The following is a 20,224-nucleotide window of genomic DNA, read 5'->3' on the forward strand; positions in this document are numbered from 1 at the left end:
AAGCTTAACAGTTAATTTTGAAGATGTAGGTACATCAATTAACGTTAGCATAATTTTATTATTTTGAAATAATAAGACTAAATTGCACCCAATGAAGTTTTTTACGGTTAAGAATGTTTCTGCTTATTTACTATTGTGTTTGCCGGTAATTGCTGCTGCGCAAACTAACCCCAGCACCGATGGCAGCTCATATAACACCATCTCAACTGCAGTTCCGTTTTTAAATATTACGCCCGATTCGCGTTCGGGGGCAATGGGCGAAGCCGGTGTTGCCATATCGCCGGATGTTAATGCTAACTATTGGAACCCTGCAAAACTGGCTTTTTTAGAAAACAATAATGATGTTTCTTTATCATATAGCCCATGGTTAAGGCAATTGGTACCCGATGTTAGTTTGGCTTATTTAAGTTATGCGCATAAAATAGACAACAGGAATACATTTGGTGCATCGTTGCGGTATTTTAACCTTGGCTCGATACAATTGGTAGATGGTAATCAGGTAGACCAGGGTACTTATAAACCAAGCGAGTTTTCGTTAGATGCTTCTTTTGCGCGTAAGTTTGGTGAGAATCTTTCGTTGGGTTTAACAGGACGGTATATTTATTCGAATTTTTCTAACGGCGCTTTTGTATCAGGCTCGAGCCAGCAAAATAAAGCCGGTAGCTCAATAGCTGCGGGCGTATCATTATTTTACACCAAAATGTATGGTGATAGCTCGGTTTTTTCCTTTGGTACAAACATCTCCAATATTGGGTCTAAGATATCCTATAGTGATACCGGGCCGAGTTACTTTTTGCCTACCAACCTAAAAATTGGTATAGCCAATACCTGGCATTTAGATGATTACAGCCGGTTTACAATAGCTTTTGATATTAATAAGTTATTAGTACCCACACCGCCAATCAGGGATAACGACGGCAATATCATCAAAGGAAAGGACGATAATGTATCGGTACCTGCCGGTATATTTCAATCCTTTGGCGATGCACCAGGAGGCTTTAGCGAGGAAATGAAAGAGCTTACCTTTTCGCCGGGTGTAGAGTACTGGTACAGGGACATGTTTGCCTTAAGGGCGGGCTATTTTTACGAAAACCCCAATAAAGGCGATAGGCATTATGCTACCTTAGGCCTTGGTTTTAAATACAGTTCCTATAGTTTCGATTTCTCATACCTGGCCGGCAGCCAGCAAAACAGCCCACTGGCAAATACATTGCGTTTTACGTTATCGGCAAGCTTTGGCGGTACAACCAATGCTACTATCAAATAATGGCTAAAATTAAAGTTGGTTTCGGGTTTGATGTTCACCAGTTAAAGGAGCAACATCCATTTGTATTAGGCGGCGTTAACCTCGAACATACTTCCGGGGCATTCGGTCACTCGGATGCGGATGTACTATTACATGCTATTTGCGATGCGCTATTAGGCGCTGCTAATTTGCGAGATATTGGTTTCCATTTTTCAAATACCGACGACAGGTGGAAAGGTATCAGCAGCCTGGTTTTATTACAACATGTGGTAGCCTTGCTTGCAGAAAAAAACTGGGAAATTGGCAATATTGATGCTATGGTTTGCCTGGAAGCGCCAAAGATAAACCCGCACATACCTGCGATGAAAATTAACATAGCCAAAGCCGCGGGCATAAGCGAGGACGATATATCTATTAAAGCTACAACAAACGAGCAATTAGGCTTTATTGGCCGGCAGGAAGGCGTAGTTGCCTACGCCGTTTGTTTAATAGAAAAGATTTAAGAATAAACTACAACCTTGTTAATGCATTTAAATCTTCTCTTTATTTCTCGTGCTCTTCACCTACTAACTCGCCCTTTTTAAGGCTTACATTACCTGTACGTTTTAATACACCCCAACTACTTAATTCGCCTTTAAGCGCTTTACGAATTGATTTGAACAGGATATAATACATTAGCTGGCGCCAAATAAAACGCTGAGGGATAATGTATACAAGCTTTTTGTAATCTTCCTTCTCCATCCTGAATGCGATTATAGCAACCAGGAAATCGATCAATACAAATGCAACGTAATAAGTAAGCATTTTTTCGGGCTTGTCGCCAAAAAGGCCCAATAGCATGATCAGATCGGCAAGGGGCGAAAATAACGGCAAAATTATCTGGAAAATAAGGATATTAGGCATGCCCACCATCCCGAAGAATTTGTACTTTTTGTTAAATAACGCGTCGCGGTTTTTCCAAAAGCTTTGTATTACGCCAAAACTCCAGCGGAAACGTTGTTTTAATAACATGTTTATAGTTTCCGGCGCTTCGGTGTAAGCAACAGCCTCGGCACAGTTCTTTATCACATACCCCAACTTTAATATGCGCATAGTTAAATCGCAATCTTCAGCCAGTGTATCATAGGTAAAACCACCTGCCTGGAATATAGCCGACTTACGGAATGCACCAATAGCACCGGGTACAACGGTAATACTATTGATAATATCAAACGCCCGGCGGTCCATATTTTGAGCGGTGATGTACTCAATTGATTGCCATTTGGTAATAATGTTGTTTTCGTTACCCACTTTAACCGTTCCGGCAACTGCACCAATTTCAGCATCGGTAAAGTAGGTCATCATGTGGTATATGGCATCGGTACGCAGTTGCGTATCGGCGTCAATACAAACCACAAATTCGTTTTTAGCGTGCGATATCCCAAAGTTTAACGCTGATGCCTTGCCACCGTTTGGTTTGGTTAAAACAGTAACCAACGGGTGCTTGCCATAGGCTTCGGCCACAACCTGGTAGGTCCTGTCTTTACTTCCATCATCTACAAATATGATCTCGAATACACCATATTCGGTCTTTAACAGGCTTTGTATGGTTTTTATGGCGGTAACTTCCTCGTTATAGGCAGGTACAATTATACTTATGGCAGGTAAATCACTATCTGCAGCTTGGCGCTCTATTTTTTTGTTGACACTAAACTGCCTTGATGCCAGAATGCCTATTAAAATTATACGCCCTATGGCTAAAAATATGGCTGTTAAAAACAGGTAGAACAGGAAACGGTTACCTACAAAAAAACCAACAACTACAACATCATAAAACTTACCCCAAAAACTGCTGTTTTCTTCTTTAGCTTCGGGCATCAGGTCGTCTTTCGTTTTGCCTAAAACATCGGCGATGGTGGTAAATTGGTAACCGTGGCTTTTAAAATAATGAATAATGGCAGGCAACGCTTTAACCGTTTCTTCGCGCGTATCGCCACCGGCATCGTGCAGCAATATCATCGATCCGTTGTCTTTTTGCCTGATGGTGCGGGCTACAATACTATCGGCCGTTACACCGGGTTGCCAGTCCCATGGGTCTATAGATTCGCCTATAGTGATATAGCTTTGCCTGCGGCTTTCAGCAACCGGTATAACCTCTGCTAAGGTTTGTGGCTCGGCATCCGCGTTAAATGGCGGGCGGAAAAGTATGGTGCTTCGCCCGGTGATAGATTCTATCAGTTTACGGGTCGAATTTAGCTCAAGGTTTACACGCTCCAAGCCAATGGTCGAAATGTCGGGGTGGAAAAACGTGTGGTTACCTATTTCGTAACCCTCGTCATATATCCTTCTTAAAATAGGGATGTTTTTTTCAACCATCGATCCTACCACAAAGAAAGAAGCCGGAACTTTCTCCTTTTTTAAAATATCAAGTATACGTGGGGTAAAGTCGGGGTCGGGGCCATCATCAAATGTTAAAACAACCTTACCAGGTTTAAGGCCATAGCGGCGTATAACATATTTAGTAGGCAGCTTTATATATTTTTGATTGGTAATGGTATAGCTCGCGGTATCAAGCGATACATCAATTTTGCCGGTTGTAGGGGTAGTTATCAGGTCTAAGACCTCACCGCCTTCACCTGCATAATCAATCTTATTATTTAAACCAACGGTGGTTAGTTTTTTAATATCGACGCCCGTCTTTTTTAAAGAATCAATAGAAAGGTTTTCCTGGAAGAAGGTCCAAAGGCGTGGGTCTTCTGTACCCAGTCGCCACAGTGCCACACCACCCGTTGCCCAATCATCAGCCATGCGTATGATGTTAAAATTGGTTGCCGCATCGGTGAAGTAAACAACATGGTTTAAGCCATCGGTACCCAAATAGTTGTAATGCAGGTTGGCTGATAAAGGGTCGTAAATGATTTTAGAATTTTTCTGTTGGGCAGTACTAATAGCTTGCTGATAACCTGCGATAGACCCAACACTGTTTTCGGGCCAGTCGTACCCTCCACCTGCAAAGGTTAGTATGATCTTCTCGCTTGGCACTTTTGAGCAAACTTCATCCAATATCTCTTCTACCCAATGTTGGTGCGAAATGTCGCCTGCGTTGCTGCCGTCGGAGTGTTGGTCAATAGCCATAATGAACAAGAAGTCATTAACATGCTGCAGGCGTTCAATGTTATATTGCTCATCTTCGGGTACCACATTTTGCGTAACCAATAGGCCATTGGCGTGCATGGTGGCGTATAATTCTTTTTGAAAAGCGATGTAGTTTTTGCTGTTACGGTCTTTTACGTCATCAAGGTCTACATTAATACCCTGAAAATTGTAATGCTTCAATCTTTCTACCATGCTGCCAATAAAGGCGGTGCGTAGCTTTTTATTGCCAAAAATATGTTCAACCTCTTCAACATCATAACCACCTTTAAGGTTGTCGTAGTTAGATAGCGTAACCAGTATTTGTTTTTTGTATTTTTTGTTGAGGTTGATAAGGCCTGTATCTAATACCGTTTTTAATGTGTCGGAATGTTGGGTAAACGAAAACCCTTCGGTAACCACCATATCCAGGTGTTGCATGTATTGCAGCAACGAGTTATAGGCCTGCGGCTCCCATGCACGATAAAAGCCCGCATTAATACGGTTGGCGTTATTTGGGTGTTTTAATTGATGCTGGCGGCGTGCCCTTGCCAATTGTTCTATCACCGATTTTTCGATCTTAAAATCCTGGTAACGTTTGGATTTTTTCATCTGATCCATCTCTTCCCTGGTTATCTTTTTTGGCGCGGGGTCAAGGTTGGGAAGTAGAGGATATTCGGTAGAGGTAACTGTAATTACTGCAGCAACTACCCCACCAATAAGTATAATTAAAAGTATGCGGCTAAGCCATTTAAAACGGTTCCACCTGCCGGGGTTGTCAGCCTGAAAGACCTGTTTATGGGACATGAAAGGATATTAAATTTAGATTGAAAGTACAATAATAATAACAGTATTAACGCACCGGTTTATTTGTATCGATATTTGAAAAATCGACCCCGCATTTACAGTTACTACCGCAACCCTTTTTTGCGAAGATGCTTTTATATAACAAGCACCCTACGTAAAAAACAGCTGCTGCAAATAATATAACTATAATAATTGCCTGTATATTCATGATGCAAAATTAATCAATTATATATACGTACATACACAAAAAAAAGTATAATGTTATTTGTGCATAAAGGCAACAGTGCCGCCAACCCAGTCAAAATCTTTATTGTACCTAACGCCTATCATTTTGCCCCTGCTAAGTCTGGCAAGGTTTATAGCCAGCGTAGGTTTGGTGTCGCCATCAGGCCATAAATAAAGCAATCGTATTTCTATCTTCACTCCGCCATCCGGCGATTCAAGTACCGGTTCATAAGTTACCTTTTCCTGCAATATCCAATTTTCGGGATCTTTAATTTTTTCGATATCCCCATCCATAATATCAATAATAACACCCTGCCCTGCAAAAGAGAATAGCGGCTTTAGCACGTAGTTTTGCAGGTCCTCAGGTATTTCCTTTAACTTATGCAAAAACTGCGTTTTGGGGATGTAATTGCCGCTTAAAAAAGGCATGGTGAACTTGCTTATGCGGTAAAACCAATTTGGGTGAGTTATCCACTCTACATCCAGCGGTTTTCTTATATCTTCCACATTATTAAATATATCCGGGTCGCTATCTATCTCGTCAAATATAAGGCGGTTATATATCCTGCGGATTCGCTTTTTTTCGCCGGAGGCCTTTTTATAAAATAACTGATTATCCTCTTGAATCAAGTCGGCAAGCGAGACTATTGGGGTGCCTATGTATCCTTCGGTGATGTAAAAATCTACCGCGGTTTTTTGGTTAGGGGCATCTACATCCATTAATACCACCTCATCCGGCTGGTATGGGCCTATAATGGTCTTTTTAAGCAGATCGAGATAGCCGCTTTTGCTTAAACCATTAAAAAAGATGGTTTGATTGCCATGTATATTAAAAGTATGCCTGTAATTTTCACCTAAATGCACCTGGAAACCATATAACGATGGAAAGCCTTGCATCTCTATCAGTTTAGGCACAATGTTACCGGCATCGTCCTTACAAACCCCAAAATCAAGTGCTATAAAATGGGGGTGATCATTCTCGTTTGCTACCCGCCATTTTTCGGGGATGGCACGTTCGGATAGTTCCTTAAAATTTGGCTTTAGTATAGTTGCTATGATATCGTCGCCGGCCTGTATCAGTTTATCTCTGAAATCGTCTGTTAAAAAAACGGGTGTTTCTGCTATACGAAACTCAATTGGTTTTTTAAGGCCGTCGTTAAGATCCACCAAAAAATCAGCATATTTTTCTTCGGTGAAGTTATCGTTGAATGTTTTTCTGATTGATGTGTTCATAGTGATTCTTATTACATTATACCCCCTTTGTCATCCTGAGCGATAGCGAAGGATCCATTAGCCAGGTATTTTTTACAGCAAAATAAATTAGTTTGTATTAACTGGCGGCCATTCCATTATATCACTGTTTAAGAAAGTCCAATTTGGGTTTTCTTGCTCTATTAAATTTACTTTTTTTATTCTTGTCCAGCCCTTAATTTCTTTTTCTCTTTCAATTGCATTGTTAATATAATGATGCCTTTCATACCATATTAAATAAAAACATTTGTATTTAGATGTAAAGCCGCTTTGCCCGTTTTTACCAAAATAGTGTTCATATAAACGCCGGCTCAAATCATTTGTAACGCCTGTATAAAGCACCTTTTTGTTGTAATTTGTTAGTATATAAGTGAAAAAGTTATAGTTCGTCATAGACAAAGTTCATTACAAAGCGGCGAATAGATGCTTCGCTATCGCTCAGCATGACAAAAGGCTATCGCCTCATCCAAAAAATTAGGGATAATGGTTTTTTGCGTATGCACAATTTTATCAGGGTCCTCTAAGCGTTCGAGCATTTCTTTGTATTTCTGTTCGCCATGCTCGCTTATTACCTCATCTTTCTTGTCCTCGCGCAAAAGCATCGCTTTTATACCCATAGCGTCAGCCTCCGGGTGAAACTGGGTGGCAAAGAAGTATTCGTTAAAACGGATAGCCATCATGGCACGCGGCAAGTCAACATAGGGGCGTTCTTTTTCAAGCGCCAGTAGCTGCATGCCCAGTTTTTCCAATTTCTTTTCATTAGGATTGGTCACTTGCCATCTGCGCGAGTCGACTGTATAAAACGGATTGGCCAGGCCTTCAAAAATAGCATCATTTTTACCGGCTTCTGTTAAATGTACCGGCAAAATACCGAACGACGGTGAGCGGCGTGTATTAATATCGCCCAAGCCATACTTTCGGCACATCAGCTGAAACGAGTGACATACAAAAAATACATGCTTTTTTTGGCCGCTATTGCCCAGGTTATGGTCTTCTAACTTATCTATCAGCCTAAAATATTTCTTTTCCCACTCGGTACCCTCACTGTCCAGCGGACTACCCGGCCCGCCGCTTGATATGTATACATCGAAGTTTGTACTGGGTACCTGCCCTTTAAGGCGAACGTCGAAAACCTCGTAAGTTAGATCAAGCCCGTGCTGTACCTTATAGCGCTCCAGAATATCCCGGAAACCCCGCATCCCCTCATTTGCTATGCCATCATATAGGTCTAAAATAGCAACTTTCACTCCCGGCTTATCTGTCTGTATCATTAAATTTATATCCCTTTTAAAGTTTGCGATGTAATGTAATCCACCACATCTGCAAAGTTATTATTTTGGTTGTAAATAGCCAGTTGCCTGTCGGCACCTGTGCCGTTTTCCAGTATTTTGTGCACATATTGCAGGTCGTCGCGGCAACCCAGGTCGTCCACTACATCGTCAACAAAATCCAACAGTTCCAGTATAAGGGCGCGTGTATTAACCTCCAGCTCTTTACCAAAATCTATCATTTTACCATCAATACCATATCGGGCTGCACGCCATTTGTTTTCGTTTATTAAGGCCCGGTTATAGGTAATAAACTTCATGTTTTGCTGCCTAAGCTTGTATAGTTTGGCGCAAATACACTGAAACAAGGCCACCATGGTCATGGTTTCGTCTATCAACATGGGGCAATCGCATACCCTGAATTCGATGGTTTGGAAGAAGGGGTGCACCCTCAGATCCCACCATATTTTTTTGGCGTTATCTATACAGTTGGTTTTTACCAGCAGCTTTACATAATTGTCATAATCTTCAATACTGGCAAAATAATCGGGTATGCCCGTGCGCGGGAATTTATCAAATACCTTGGTGCGGAACGATTTATAACCTGTATTACGCCCCTCCCAAAACGGAGAATTGGTTGATAGCGCGTACACATGCGGCAAAAAATACCGGGCTTGGTTGGCAATATGTATGGCCATATCACGCGATTGTATGCCCACATGCACATGCAAACCAAAAATAAGGTTCGACCGCGCTGCTTCCTGCAATTCATCTACTATCTCAAAATACCTTGGATGATCTGTTATAAGCTGGTGCTGCCAATGCGAGAAGGGGTGGGTGCCGGCCGCGCCAATACGTAGGCCAATATCACCGGCTAACTGCGCTACTGTGCCCCGTAGTTTACCCACTTCTTTGCGGGCTTCCTCGGTATTGCGGCAAATGTGGGTGCCCACCTCTACAACTGCCTGGTGCATTTCGGCTTTTACCTGGTCTTCGTGTATTTTTTGCGCACTATCTACAATTTTTTGATCATGCGATTGCAGTTCCCTTGTTACCGGGTCAATCACCATAAATTCTTCTTCAACACCTAAGGTAAACTCGTTCATAATTGGTTAGGGCTATATATAGCGATGGCTTTTGAGGCCATCGCTGTTAACATAAAAGGCTTTATTTTTTTGCAGACTTTTTAGTCGGCTCTTTGGCTTTTTCAGCTGATATAGGATGGTCAAAAACACCAACCGATACATCTTTTGGAGCCTTTGCTTTCTGCGCTATAAGCGGCAATTTATTAGCTCCTGTTTTTACAAATTCGCCCCAGGTAAGGTTGTCCAGGCCATCTTTTTGCTTTTTAGCGCGCTCTATAGCGTAGCTGGCGGCCGTTTCTACCACCCACTCAAAGTTGTCCTGGCCTACGCTGGTAACTTCGGCATCAGGGGCAGGGTTGCAAAAGTCGATGGCATACGGTATACCATCGCGTACCGCAAATTCAACGGTGTTAAAATCGTAGCCCAGGTACTGGTTTAGCTGTAAAACGTACTTTGTAATGGTATCCAGCATCTTTTTAGATGCGGGCGCTTTACCATGTTCGTAGCGTAAATGGTGTGGGTTGCGGGGTTCGTATTGCATAATGCGCACATGCTTGCCGCCTATGCAATAGCAGCGAAAATAGTCATCAAAAATGATCTCTTCCTGCAGCAGCATTACCAACTGATGCGTTTGGGCAAACTTGTCCCAAAGGTCTTCCTTATCGCTTATTTTGTATACATCGCGCCAGCCGCCGCCGTCAAAAGGCTTCATATAGGCCGGGAAACCCACATAATCAAATATGGCATCCCAATCTAAGGGGAAGGCAAGGTTACGGAATGATCGATCATTAGTACTGGCGGGGTGATCTTTTGAAGGTAAAAGCACTGTTTTTGGTACCGGTACGCCCAATTTTACAGCTAAAGCGTTGTTGAAGAACTTCTCATCAGCGCTCCACCAAAAGGGGTTATTGATAACCGCTGTGCCTGTTATAGCAGCGTTTTTAAGTGATGCACGGTAAAAGGGCACATCCTGCGATATACGGTCTATTATTACCGAATAACCAAGCGGTTCGCCTTGCATCATCTTATCTATACGTACAAATTCGGCACTTATGTTCTTTTCTGCCTTTTCGTTTACACGATCTACAAATGCCTGCGGGAATGAATTCTCCTGCCCAAATAATATGCCTATTTTTTTCATGGTTGATACTTATTTCTTTTTAATTTTTTGACTTGCTATAGCTAAGGTTCTTCAGTTTTTTACAGGTGCCGGGCTTACTAATATAAAATTTATTTTATGGTAGACAAGTAATGTGGAAACATCTCTTTCCAGATGGGCCAATCGTGGTTGGCAAATGGCCGTATATCCAGCCAATGATTAATATGCTTTTCGTTTAAAATGTTTGACATCCTGATGTTATAATCCTTACACATGTCGTGTTCTGATGTACCCAGTATAATGTTCATCTGCCAAAGTTCGGGCTGGTTGCTGGCGGGCAAAAAATCTACCGGGTTATTATAAAAAATGTCGTCGTTATAAAAGCCATCAGTAAACATTTTTATATCAAATGCGCCGCCCATGGTAAACAGGTGGGCCACTTTTTCGGGGTGCTTAAAGGCAAAGTTGGCCGCATGGTAGCCGCCAAAGCTGCAACCTGCCATAGCCACCCTGCCCACGCCGGTTTCGTGTTGCGCCCAGGGTATCAGTTCGTCGGTAAGCATTTTGTCGTACCAGGCATAGTTGCGGGCACGGTCGGCGGGGTGTATACCTTTATCGTACCAGCTGCGGTCGTCAATAGTATCGGGGCAGTATATTTTTACCAAACCTTCGTCAATAAACCAGCGCACGCTATCTATCAGCCCAAAATCTTTATTTTGATGGTAACGGCCCTTTGTGGTGGGGAACAGGATAACCGGGTACCCCCTGTCGCCAAAAACCAGCATCTCCAGGTCCAGGTTTAAGTTGGGCGAATGCCAGCGGTGATATTGTTCAGTCAAGTTGTTGTGTTTAAGAATGTAAGTTACAGCTTTAGCTGTAAATGTCAACATGGTGCTAAATAATTATGTTTTGTTATATAAGTAAAACTATAACCCTACTTTTGTAGCCTTAATTATTTTTATACTAATATGTACACCTATAGTACAGCTACTGACATGACGATTGCCAAACAGCAACTTACCATAAAATCGACCCTGCTTGAACGCGATGTTACCTGCACTTTACTGATGCCCGAAGAAGGCAGCGTGGCCGAACCACTAAACTTATTGCTGCTGAACGATGGCCAGGAACTGGATAACCTGAAACTGGAAGATACCCTGCAAAACCTATACGAGCGCAATTGCTTAAAGCCTATACTGGTGGTTGCCATACATGCCGGCGAAGAGCGCTTACAGGAATACGGCGTGGCCGGCAAGCCCGATTTTAAAAAACGTGGTGCCAAAGCAGGCCTTTATACCCAATTCATTAAAACCGAACTGCTGCCCTTTATTACCGAAAATACAGGCATCGAGCATTTTGAAAGTACCGCCTTCGCGGGATTTTCGCTTGGGGGATTAACCGCTATGGATATTGCCTGGAATAACCCCGAACTTTTTGATAAAGTGGGTGCCTTCTCGGCCTCGTTTTGGTGGCGTAGCAAGGACCTGACCAAAGGCTATACAGCCGATGACCGTATAATGCACAGCGTTATAAAAGCTACCGAAGGCAAGCCGGAACTAAAATTTTGGCTGCAAACCGGCACTAAGGACGAAACCGCCGACCGTAACAAGAACGGTATTATAGATTCTATTGACGATACCATTGATATTATAAAAGAACTGCTGGCAAAAGGTTACCAGCGCCCTGCTGATATACAATACCTTGAAATTTTGGGCGGCACCCACGATACCGAAACCTGGGGCAAGGCCATGCCTAAGTTTTTGAGCTGGGCATTTGGGAAGTAAGGGATTTGTACGAGATTCCCTTCCACCACGTCATTGCTGTAAGGGTTACGTAATTCGCCCACAGAATTAGGTATTTTTTTATTTGTTGTTTAGGGTGGCCATTTCGATAGGTTTTTTGCCATTAATACCTTGATGTGGCCGTTCCCAATTGTAGTAAACAAGATACTTGAGCAACTCGTCTTCTAACTCTTCCAGGGTGTCGAAGTCTGTATCTTCGATGAGGTCTTCCTTCAGCGTTCGCCAAAAGCGTTCGACCTTGCCGTTGGTTTGCGGGCGGTAAGGCTTCATGTAGCGGCGCTTAATGCCTGTTTCCATCAGCATACGTTCAAATGGATGGTTCTTTTTGTTCAGACTGGCAGAGGTACCGAATTCCGGCCCGTTATCTGCAATGACCTCTTCAAACTGGATGCCGAACTCGCGCTTTAGAGCCTGCATGCAGTGCATCGCAGTGAACATCGTACTTAAGGCGGTAATGTCTTCCATCACCTGAGCCCAGGCCAGGCGTGAATAATCATCCAGTACACAAAGCAAGTAAAGCCTCCTGTTTTGCCCTCTTATCACACTTTTACTTAAATGATGACAGTCGATATGCCCTAATTGGCCCATACGTTCTTTAATGATTTTAACCTTTACTTCCCGGTCTGCCGGCTTTAAGCGGTTCCGGTTATGCCGCTTCAGAATATTATATATCCTTGAAGGGGATGGTATAAAGTTATTGGATTTTTGTTTAAGCTGACTGTTGATCTCAAACTTATTGCAGCCCCGGTCCCGAAGTTCCAGTACCTGCTGTTCATCCGCCAGTGATGGCCTGCGGCTGCCATATTTAGGCCCGCGCTTACCCGGCAGCAGGTCAAGCTCGTTACCAGACTGTTTAAAAAGGTTATAATATTTCAGGAAAGCTCTTGCATCAGTATCATGGGCAGAATAGAAATCCTTAGCGAACCTAAAAGTGGGATGTTCGCCACGTTTTACTTGCTCATATTCACCAATCAGGAAACGGTATTTGCTCAGATAATTCCGTTTTAAGGTAAGGTCATTGTTAATGTTACGCATAACGTTTAGCTTTAATGTATAAAGCTAATTCTGTTACCGAATTAGTTGACCTTTACAATTGCGAGGCACGAAGCAATCTCCAAACTATGCCTTAATAAACTATACCCTAATAAACTGTGTCGTTGCGCGGAGCGATAGCGTCAAAGCAAACTCAGTTGGGTAGGTAATGAATTTGTGTTTCAAACGAATGTGGCCCGCTCATTGCCGCGGGAGGGCTACTTCTTTTCCCTTGATGGAAAAGAAGCAAAAGATCAAGACAAAAAAATCCTTCCACCCACGGGCCTTTACCTTTTGGCCCGGTTTTTTGTCGGGCCTTTGCGCACGTTCGATATTGTCCTAAACCCAAGTGTGCCACACTTTCAGATGCATGCCTCAATCCTTCAATCAGGTAAATCAAGGTTCAGATATTCAACAATATAGTATCAGGCGTACCGCAGCGGGTTAAGTAACCGATCTCATAGGTATGTTAAAAGCCCTACTTCAACACATTTGTAACACAACCACAATCCCCAGCGTCTTACACGTGCAATTAACACCAACCATGAAAAAACTTAAATTATCAGCACTCTTGGTATTAGCTACCAGCATATTCTTTTCGGCCAGGGTTTCGGCCCAAAGCCAGGATGCGTATAACTATAAAATACCCGACCAAAAGCTATATAACACCATTATGCATATGGATAGCGTGTATTTTAACGCCTACAACACTTGCGATATGGCTACCCAGGCGGCTATTTATGCGGATAGCCTGGAGTTTTACCATGACAGAGGTGGTTTAAGCACATCAAAAAAAGACCTGCTGGAAGCACTTAAGAAAAACATTTGCGGCAAGGTAACCCGCTTGCTGGTAAAGGGGAGTGTTGAGGTTTATCCTATACCGGGCTACGGGGCGGTACAGATAGGGCTTCACCAGTTTATAAACCATGTTGAAAGCGAAACGCCATCTAAACCCGATAAGTTTATAGTGATATGGCGATTGCGGGATACCAAATGGCAAATAACACGGGTAGTAAGTTTGCACTAATGGTGCTCAAAACATCTGCACATCTGCATATCCCCGCATCTGCACATCCGTTTCTCACGTTACCTTACAATTAAGTAATAATCAAACAATTGTAAAAAGGGCGCTTGGCTTTTAAATCCCAGTTATAAAGCGTACCTTTGCGGAAAATTCAGAGGCCGCATTTTATGCAAAAAATAAGAAATATAGCGATCATCGCACACGTTGACCACGGTAAAACTACCCTGGTAGATAAAATTTTACACAGTTGCGCCATCTTCCGCGAAGGACAAGAGACCGGCGAATTGATATTGGACAACAATGACCTGGAACGCGAACGTGGTATTACCATCGTATCAAAAAACGTTTCGGTAATGTATAAAGATGTTAAGATCAACATTATTGATACCCCTGGTCACGCCGATTTTGGTGGCGAGGTTGAGCGTGTATTAAAAATGGCTGATGGTGTTTTACTGCTTTGCGATGCATTTGAAGGCGCCATGCCTCAAACCCGCTTTGTAACCCAAAAGGCTTTGGCTTTAGGCTTAAAACCTATTGTGGTTGTAAACAAAGTAGATAAAGAGAACTGCCGCCCTGAGGAAGTTTACGAACAGATATTTGAATTGTTCTTTAACCTTGAAGCTACCGAAGAGCAACTGGATTTCCCGGTTATCTACGGATCGAGCAAACAAGGCTGGATGAGCACCGACTATAAAAAACCAACAGAAGATATTTTCCCGTTGATGGATGCTATATTGGAGAACATCCCGCCTGCACCTATCAACGAGGGTACTTTGCAAATGCAGATCACATCGCTTGATTATTCATCATTCGTAGGTCGTATTGCTATTGGCCGTGTGGCACGTGGTACCATCAAAGAAAACCAGCCCGTATCGTTAGTAAAACGCGACGGTACTATCCAAAAATCGCGTATAAAAGAGCTTTACACTTTTGAAGGCTTAGGTAAGGTTAAAGCTACCGAAGTTAGCGCCGGCGATATTTGTGCTGTTGTAGGTATAGAAGGTTTTGATATTGGCGATACCATTGCCGATTTTGAAAAACCGGAGCAATTGGAGGTTATCCATATTGACGAGCCTACCATGAACATGCTGTTCACCATTAACACTTCACCGTTTTTTGGTAAAGAGGGCAAGTTTGTAACATCGCGCCACCTGCGCGACCGTTTGTACAAAGAGATGGAGAAAAACCTGGCATTAAAGGTTGTTGAAACCGAATCGCCTGATTCATACTTAGTGTATGGCCGTGGTATCCTCCATTTATCAGTACTGATAGAAACCATGCGCCGCGAGGGTTACGAATTACAGGTAGGCCAGCCGCAGGTTATTGTTAAAGAAATTGATGGTGTTAAATGCGAGCCGGTTGAAACTTTAATAGTTGATGTACCGGGCGAGGTTGCAGGTAAAGTTATTGAACTTGTTACACAGCGCAAAGGCGACCTGTTGGTAATGGAGCCTAAAGGCGATTTACAACACCTGGAGTTTGATATACCTGCACGTGGTATCATAGGTTTACGTAACAACGTATTAACCGCTACCGGTGGCGAGGCTATTATGGCCCACCGCTTTAAAGCATACGAGCCGTGGAAAGGTGTTATACCGGGCCGTTTAAATGGTGTATTGGTATCTATGGATACCGGTAAAACCACTGCCTTTGCAATTGACAAACTACAGGATCGTGGCAGGTTCCACATCGATCCGGGAGTTGATGTTTACGAAGGACAAGTATTAGGCGAGCACATACGGGATAACGATTTGGTTATTAACTTAACAAAAGGCAAGCAGTTAACCAACATGCGTGCATCAGGTAGCGATACCAACGTGCGTATTGCACCTGCTATCAAATTCTCGTTAGAAGAATCGATGGAGTATATACAAGCCGACGAATACATTGAGGTAACCCCGCAAAGCATCCGTTTACGTAAAATATACCTTAACGAGAACGAACGCCGTATTAACGCTAAAAAATTCCAGAGCCAGTAATTGGTGAATGGTTGATAGATACGAAGGGCTGTGGGTAACCACGGCCCTTTTTTGTTTAATGGCGTAAAGCGATTAAGAAAATTTGAATTATGTTCCCCCTCTTTGCGCAGCAGAGAGGGGGCAGGGGGTGAGTAAACTCGTGAATTATGCAAACCGCCATGCAAGCATTTTGACTCACCCCGACATCGCTTCGCTCGTCGACCCTCTCTACGCTTGCGTAAAGAGGGTAAGGGAAGAGGAAAAAACGTCAATTGCCGGTTCAAGCGTCCACGCTTATCTATATAGCCATACATCGTGAGCATAGACGCTTACCACACTATTTCGGCAAGCGATGACGCATGCCGAGGCGTTTATGCAACCACTCACCTAATCAACCCAATCAACCACTCACCAATCCAAACAAAACAATATCTTTGCTGCAATAATGCGTATACCCGCCATACCCGGATTTGACCAGCAAGCCTTAGAAAAGTATTTTAAAAATACCGGGATGGCCTTTGTGGGCAAAGTAGGCAGCCTGCTTATTAAAATGCTGGTGAGCATTGCCGTTGCCAACTATTTAAGCAGGGACAAGCTGGGTATTATCACCGGTGGTATCACCTACATTTACCTCTTTTCGGCCATCGCTACGCTCGGGCTCGATCAGTTTATTGTAAAGGAGTTGCACCAGTTCCCTAAAAACCGCGACCGCATTTTAGGCACTTCCTTTTGGATGAAGGTGGCAGGTGGGGTACTTTGCATCCCTTTAGTTTGGTTTGCCTACCAGTTTTACCCTGCTAAGGGCACGCCGTATACCTATATATTGATATTCTCGGTAATTGGCATTGTACAGGCCTTTAACGTTATCGACTCCTATTTCCAGTCGGAGGTGCAGTCCAAATACATTATGCAGGTGCAGGTAATTGGCAACTTGCTCTCGGCGGCAATTAAGTTGGTACTTATTTACCTAAAAATGCCGCTTATTGCCTTTGTATATGCCTACGCTATCGATTTTATATTATTGGCGCTGGGTTATTACCTAACCTATCAACGTAAAGGGCGCAACATATTCAATTGGGCATATAACGGGCAGCTGGCAAAAAAGCTGCTTAACTATTCGTGGCCGCTTATTATTTCGGGCATTATGGTGTCGTTGTATATGAAGATAGATCAGCTGATGATACAGAACATATCGGGCACAAAAGAAGCGGGTGCATACGCCACTGTAGCCATGCTAAGCGAGGCATGGAACTTTATCCCGACGGTTATCGTCACCACGCTATTCCCCGCTATACTCAACGCCCGCCGCGACGATCCTGAACGCTACAAAAAACGCATTCAGAATTTATACGACCTGATGGTATACCTGAGCTTGCCGGCGGCCATAGTTGTTTCTTTTGCTGCGCCGCTTATTTATCACATATTAACCAAGCCCGAGTTTTATTACGCCGCGCCAACGTTATCGGTACATATATGGTCGGGGGTGTTTGTATTTCTAGGGGCGGCCAACAGCCAGTATCTTATAGCCGAGGGCTATACCAAACTTACTTTTTTACGCACCGGCTTTGGTGCAATAGTAAATATTGTGCTTAACCTTATCCTTATCCCCAAAATGGGTATGATGGGCGCGGCAATTGCAACGCTGGTGGCCTATGCCAGTTCGGCATTTTTTGTTTTATTTATCCCTAAAGTTAGCCGGCAGGGATTGATGATGTTAAAATCATTATTCTTAATTTCACTTTTTCAAAAAATTATAAAGCGTTGAGCACATTTTCATCTTTTCTGCAAGTAATTACTAACCCATCGCATCTGCGTGCGTTGTTGTCTTTCGAGAAAAAAGGCTATCTGGCCGATGTTGGTTGGTTTAAGGCATTTGATACCAGGTCGCCGGTTGACCAGGATGGTAACCCCATACCATGGGTAACCTATTCCTTTATCGATTTTATAAAGGACCGCCTAAACAAGCAGCACTCGGTGTTTGAATTTGGGTCCGGTAATTCTACCTACTTCTATGCCAAATATGCGGGCGAAGTGGTGTCGGTAGAGCATGATAAAGAATGGTTTGATAAGATAGAAAAATCGGGCGTAAAGCCGGCCAACTCCGAGTTAATATATTGCGAGTTGGAGTACGACGGCGAATACTGCCGCAAACCGTTGAAACTGGTAAAGAAATTTGATATAGTGATTGTAGATGGCCGCGACCGTGTAAACTGCTGCAAGCAATCTGTAGATGCGATAAAGGCCAATGGAGTTGTGGTGCTTGATGATAGTGAACGCGATGTTTATAAAGAAGGTGTTGATTTTTTGCTGAGCAAAGGGTTTAAGCATTTATTATTTAGCGGTGTATCGCCGGGTTTATTTTACCGCAAATCAACCTCGGTGTTTTACAAGGCCGATAATTGCCTGGGGATATAATTATGGCTGAAGAGATATTAAGCGGCAACGTAAAAACCGCCTACGACGAATTTTACAAAAAGCACGATGAGGACTGGCGCATGCTGGGCGCTAAATATAAGGCACAGCATATTGTTGATGTTTGCAAGTGCTGGTGCTTTGATAAAGTATTGGAAGTAGGCGCCGGCGACGGGAGTATCTTAAAATACTTATCGGATGCTAATTTTTCGCCGGAGTACCATGCTGTGGAGATATCTGATAGCGGTGTTGAGCACATAAAAGCGCGTAATATAAAAAACCTAACCTCGGTACAATTGTTTGATGGTTACGAGCTGCCATACGAGGATGATAGTTTTGATTTGGTGATACTGTCGCATGTATTAGAGCATGTTGAGCACGAGCGATTGCTGCTGCGCGAGATAAAGCGTGTAACCCGCAATATGGTTATTGAGGTTCCGATAGATTATAAACCGGGCGTAGATAAGCGTATTAAGCATTTTTTGGCTTATGGGCACATTAATGTATATACGCCAACATCGTTAAGGTACTTACTGCAAACAGAGGGTTTTGATATAAAGGCCGACCTGGTATCGATGATAGAGCCGGAGGTTACCAGGTTTAATACCTATGTTAACCAAAAAAAGGCTAAAGGGCTGGTAACAGAGTTAAAGATCACAGCAGAGTATGCGGTTAAGCGCTTGGTAGCGAGTCTGGGCGGTGCTAAGCGTAAAGAATCACTGGCGAATGCTTACACGGTGTTATGTAAAAAAACAGATAAACAAGCGGATATTTTTTAAAGCATACCCATGCAAAACCCTGCACCAATAGCCCTGTTTGTTTACAACCGGCCCGAGCATACCCGCCGTACTATAAGCTATTTAAAAAAGAATTTACTGGCAGACGAATCGCGTTTATACATTTTTGCCGACGGACCCAAAACCGACGCTGATAAAAGTGCAGTGGAGCAGGTGAGGCAAATAGCTTTAGAAACAACCGGTTTTAAATCGGTAAAGATTGTAACCAGCCAGCAAAATATGGGCCTGGCTAACTCCATAATTGCCGGTGTTACGCGCTTGGTGAACGAGTATGGTAAGGTTATAGTTTTTGAAGACGACCTGTTATCATCGCCATATACCCTGCGCTATTTTAATGATGCCCTGCAACGTTATGCTGATAATGATGAGGTAATGCACATTAGTGCCTATATGTTTGATTTGGAGGAGAAGGACCTGCCCGAAACCTTCTTTTTTCGCGCGGCATTTAGCTGGGGCTGGGCCACATGGGCCGGTGCCTGGAAAAATTTTGAGCCGGATATAGATAAGCTGATAGCCCAATTTGATAAGCAAAAGATACATCGCTTTTCTATAGAAGGCACCATGAATTTTTGGAAACAAATGCTCGATTTTAAAGCCGGCCGTAATAACTCATGGGCCATTAGGTGGTATGCTTCCATCTTTTTAAAAAACGGCCTAACCCTAAACCCAAGCCATTCGCTTATACACAATATAGGGCACGATGGCAGCGGGGTGCATTCAAATATCGAAAATACTTACCAGGTGCAAATAGCGCAGAAACCGGTAAAGCAATTCCCCAATTTGCTTCAGGAAAACCTAAAAGCATACCATGCTATAAAACATTTTCTAAAAAACCGTAAGGGTAGTTTAATACAGCGCGGCATGCGTTTAATAAAACAAATACGTATTAAATACTTTCGCAAATAGCGGGGTTATTAACATTTAGCTAATTATTGTTGTAATTGTTAATAAAAATTTGGCGTTTAATATTAGTCTGCTAAATCTATAGATATTATATTTGTATTAATTATTATATATCCTACCCACCCAATTGTTCTTTATGATAGATAATGAGGTCAGTAAAAACACAGAAAGAGAGAACCGGTGGTTTTCTCTTTTTTGTTTATA

General features: G+C 42.9%; 18 protein-coding genes. 9 read left to right on the forward strand and 9 right to left on the reverse strand.

The features are described from left to right. Positions 1-91: 91 nt before the first annotated feature. Positions 92-1,267: a type IX secretion system outer membrane channel protein PorV gene (gene porV, locus FFF34_015595; protein ID TSD63985.1), complete on the forward strand. Its 1,176-nt coding sequence runs from the start codon at positions 92-94 to the stop codon at positions 1,265-1,267. Continuing rightward, positions 1,267-1,749 (forward strand): 2-C-methyl-D-erythritol 2,4-cyclodiphosphate synthase, encoded by a 483-nt coding sequence (locus FFF34_015600; GenBank protein TSD63986.1) that lies wholly within the window; start codon positions 1,267-1,269, stop codon positions 1,747-1,749. Before porV ends, FFF34_015600 begins: the two co-directional genes overlap by 1 nt. A 40-nt stretch (positions 1,750-1,789) precedes the next feature. On the opposite strand, the gene FFF34_015605 is transcribed toward FFF34_015600, so the two are convergent. The 8 genes from FFF34_015605 to FFF34_015640 all read right to left on the reverse strand — a co-directional run bounded on the left by FFF34_015605 (position 1,790) and on the right by FFF34_015640 (position 10,931). Continuing rightward, the gene (locus FFF34_015605) at positions 1,790-5,164 is read right to left on the reverse strand and encodes a glycosyltransferase (GenBank protein TSD63987.1); all 3,375 of its coding nucleotides are present in this window, start codon (positions 5,162-5,164) and stop codon (positions 1,790-1,792) included. A 46-nt stretch (positions 5,165-5,210) separates the two neighbouring features. Further along, positions 5,211-5,372: a FeoB-associated Cys-rich membrane protein gene (locus tag FFF34_015610; GenBank protein TSD63988.1), complete on the reverse strand. Its 162-nt coding sequence runs from the start codon at positions 5,370-5,372 to the stop codon at positions 5,211-5,213. A gap of 53 nt (positions 5,373-5,425) precedes the next feature. Then, a complete protein-coding gene (locus tag FFF34_015615) occupies positions 5,426-6,622 on the reverse strand; it encodes a hypothetical protein (protein TSD63989.1) in 1,197 nt (398 codons plus the stop codon). An 87-nt stretch (positions 6,623-6,709) separates the two neighbouring features. Then, positions 6,710-7,033 (reverse strand): GIY-YIG nuclease family protein, encoded by a 324-nt coding sequence (locus tag FFF34_015620; GenBank protein ID TSD63990.1) that lies wholly within the window; start codon positions 7,031-7,033, stop codon positions 6,710-6,712. A 38-nt stretch (positions 7,034-7,071) separates the two neighbouring features. After that, positions 7,072-7,911 carry a GMP synthase gene (locus tag FFF34_015625; protein ID TSD63991.1) on the reverse strand — a complete coding sequence of 280 codons (840 nt, stop codon included), beginning with the start codon at positions 7,909-7,911 and terminating at the stop codon, positions 7,072-7,074. A gap of 5 nt (positions 7,912-7,916) precedes the next feature. After that, positions 7,917-9,014, reverse strand: coding sequence for a carboxylate-amine ligase (locus FFF34_015630; GenBank protein ID TSD63992.1), 1,098 nt, complete (start codon positions 9,012-9,014; stop codon positions 7,917-7,919). 61 nt (positions 9,015-9,075) lie between these two features. Then, on the reverse strand, positions 9,076-10,134 hold the full coding sequence (locus FFF34_015635) for a hypothetical protein (protein ID TSD63993.1): 1,059 nt from the start codon (positions 10,132-10,134) through the stop codon (positions 9,076-9,078). 89 nt (positions 10,135-10,223) lie between these two features. Next, a complete protein-coding gene (locus tag FFF34_015640; protein ID TSD63994.1) occupies positions 10,224-10,931 on the reverse strand; it encodes an abhydrolase domain-containing 18 in 708 nt (235 codons plus the stop codon). Between the two features lie 129 nt (positions 10,932-11,060). On the opposite strand from FFF34_015640, the gene FFF34_015645 reads away from it, so the two are divergent. After that, entirely contained in the window at positions 11,061-11,876 is an 816-nt protein-coding gene (locus FFF34_015645; protein TSD63995.1) for an esterase family protein, read from the forward strand. A gap of 78 nt (positions 11,877-11,954) precedes the next feature. Here the strand turns inward: FFF34_015645 and FFF34_015650 are convergent, their stop codons facing one another. After that, complete coding sequence (locus tag FFF34_015650) at positions 11,955-12,929, reverse strand: transposase family protein (protein ID TSD63996.1); 975 nt, start codon at positions 12,927-12,929, stop codon at positions 11,955-11,957. A gap of 676 nt (positions 12,930-13,605) precedes the next feature. Here FFF34_015650 and FFF34_015655 point away from each other — a divergent pair. The 6 genes from FFF34_015655 to FFF34_015680 all read left to right on the forward strand — a co-directional run bounded on the left by FFF34_015655 (position 13,606) and on the right by FFF34_015680 (position 20,023). Beyond that, the gene (locus tag FFF34_015655) at positions 13,606-13,953 is read left to right on the forward strand and encodes a nuclear transport factor 2 family protein (protein ID TSD64178.1); all 348 of its coding nucleotides are present in this window, start codon (positions 13,606-13,608) and stop codon (positions 13,951-13,953) included. A 164-nt stretch (positions 13,954-14,117) separates the two neighbouring features. Next, complete coding sequence (typA, locus tag FFF34_015660) at positions 14,118-15,929, forward strand: translational GTPase TypA (protein ID TSD63997.1); 1,812 nt, start codon at positions 14,118-14,120, stop codon at positions 15,927-15,929. A 424-nt stretch (positions 15,930-16,353) separates the two neighbouring features. Beyond that, the gene (locus FFF34_015665; protein ID TSD63998.1) at positions 16,354-17,673 is read left to right on the forward strand and encodes a flippase; all 1,320 of its coding nucleotides are present in this window, start codon (positions 16,354-16,356) and stop codon (positions 17,671-17,673) included. Then, a complete protein-coding gene (locus FFF34_015670) occupies positions 17,670-18,323 on the forward strand; it encodes an FkbM family methyltransferase (protein ID TSD63999.1) in 654 nt (217 codons plus the stop codon). Before FFF34_015665 ends, FFF34_015670 begins: the two co-directional genes overlap by 4 nt. 2 nt (positions 18,324-18,325) lie before the next feature. Further along, a complete protein-coding gene (locus tag FFF34_015675; GenBank protein ID TSD64000.1) occupies positions 18,326-19,099 on the forward strand; it encodes a class I SAM-dependent methyltransferase in 774 nt (257 codons plus the stop codon). A 9-nt stretch (positions 19,100-19,108) separates the two neighbouring features. Then, positions 19,109-20,023, forward strand: a complete 915-nt coding sequence (locus FFF34_015680; protein ID TSD64001.1) for a glycosyltransferase — start codon at positions 19,109-19,111, stop codon at positions 20,021-20,023. Positions 20,024-20,224 lie beyond the last annotated feature (201 nt).

This window comes from Inquilinus sp. KBS0705, assembly GCA_005938025.2.
Classification (GTDB): Bacteria; Bacteroidota; Bacteroidia; order Sphingobacteriales; family Sphingobacteriaceae; genus Mucilaginibacter.

Excerpts from the sequence above, each read along its gene's own strand:
- porV (TSD63985.1), top strand. The coding sequence starts at position 92 with ATGAAGTTTTTTACGGTTAAGAATGTTTCTGCTTATTTACTATTGTGT.
- FFF34_015600 (TSD63986.1), top strand. The coding sequence starts at position 1,267 with ATGGCTAAAATTAAAGTTGGTTTCGGGTTTGATGTTCACCAGTTAAAG.
- FFF34_015605 (TSD63987.1), bottom strand. The coding sequence starts at position 5,164 with ATGTCCCATAAACAGGTCTTTCAGGCTGACAACCCCGGCAGGTGGAAC.
- FFF34_015610 (TSD63988.1), bottom strand. The coding sequence starts at position 5,372 with ATGAATATACAGGCAATTATTATAGTTATATTATTTGCAGCAGCTGTT.
- FFF34_015615 (TSD63989.1), bottom strand. The coding sequence starts at position 6,622 with ATGAACACATCAATCAGAAAAACATTCAACGATAACTTCACCGAAGAA.
- FFF34_015620 (TSD63990.1), bottom strand. The coding sequence starts at position 7,033 with ATGACGAACTATAACTTTTTCACTTATATACTAACAAATTACAACAAA.
- FFF34_015625 (TSD63991.1), bottom strand. The coding sequence starts at position 7,911 with ATGATACAGACAGATAAGCCGGGAGTGAAAGTTGCTATTTTAGACCTA.
- FFF34_015630 (TSD63992.1), bottom strand. The coding sequence starts at position 9,014 with ATGAACGAGTTTACCTTAGGTGTTGAAGAAGAATTTATGGTGATTGAC.
- FFF34_015635 (TSD63993.1), bottom strand. The coding sequence starts at position 10,134 with ATGAAAAAAATAGGCATATTATTTGGGCAGGAGAATTCATTCCCGCAG.
- FFF34_015645 (TSD63995.1), top strand. The coding sequence starts at position 11,061 with ATGTACACCTATAGTACAGCTACTGACATGACGATTGCCAAACAGCAA.
- FFF34_015650 (TSD63996.1), bottom strand. The coding sequence starts at position 12,929 with ATGCGTAACATTAACAATGACCTTACCTTAAAACGGAATTATCTGAGC.
- FFF34_015655 (TSD64178.1), top strand. The coding sequence starts at position 13,606 with ATGGATAGCGTGTATTTTAACGCCTACAACACTTGCGATATGGCTACC.
- typA (TSD63997.1), top strand. The coding sequence starts at position 14,118 with ATGCAAAAAATAAGAAATATAGCGATCATCGCACACGTTGACCACGGT.
- FFF34_015665 (TSD63998.1), top strand. The coding sequence starts at position 16,354 with ATGCGTATACCCGCCATACCCGGATTTGACCAGCAAGCCTTAGAAAAG.
- FFF34_015675 (TSD64000.1), top strand. The coding sequence starts at position 18,326 with ATGGCTGAAGAGATATTAAGCGGCAACGTAAAAACCGCCTACGACGAA.
- FFF34_015680 (TSD64001.1), top strand. The coding sequence starts at position 19,109 with ATGCAAAACCCTGCACCAATAGCCCTGTTTGTTTACAACCGGCCCGAG.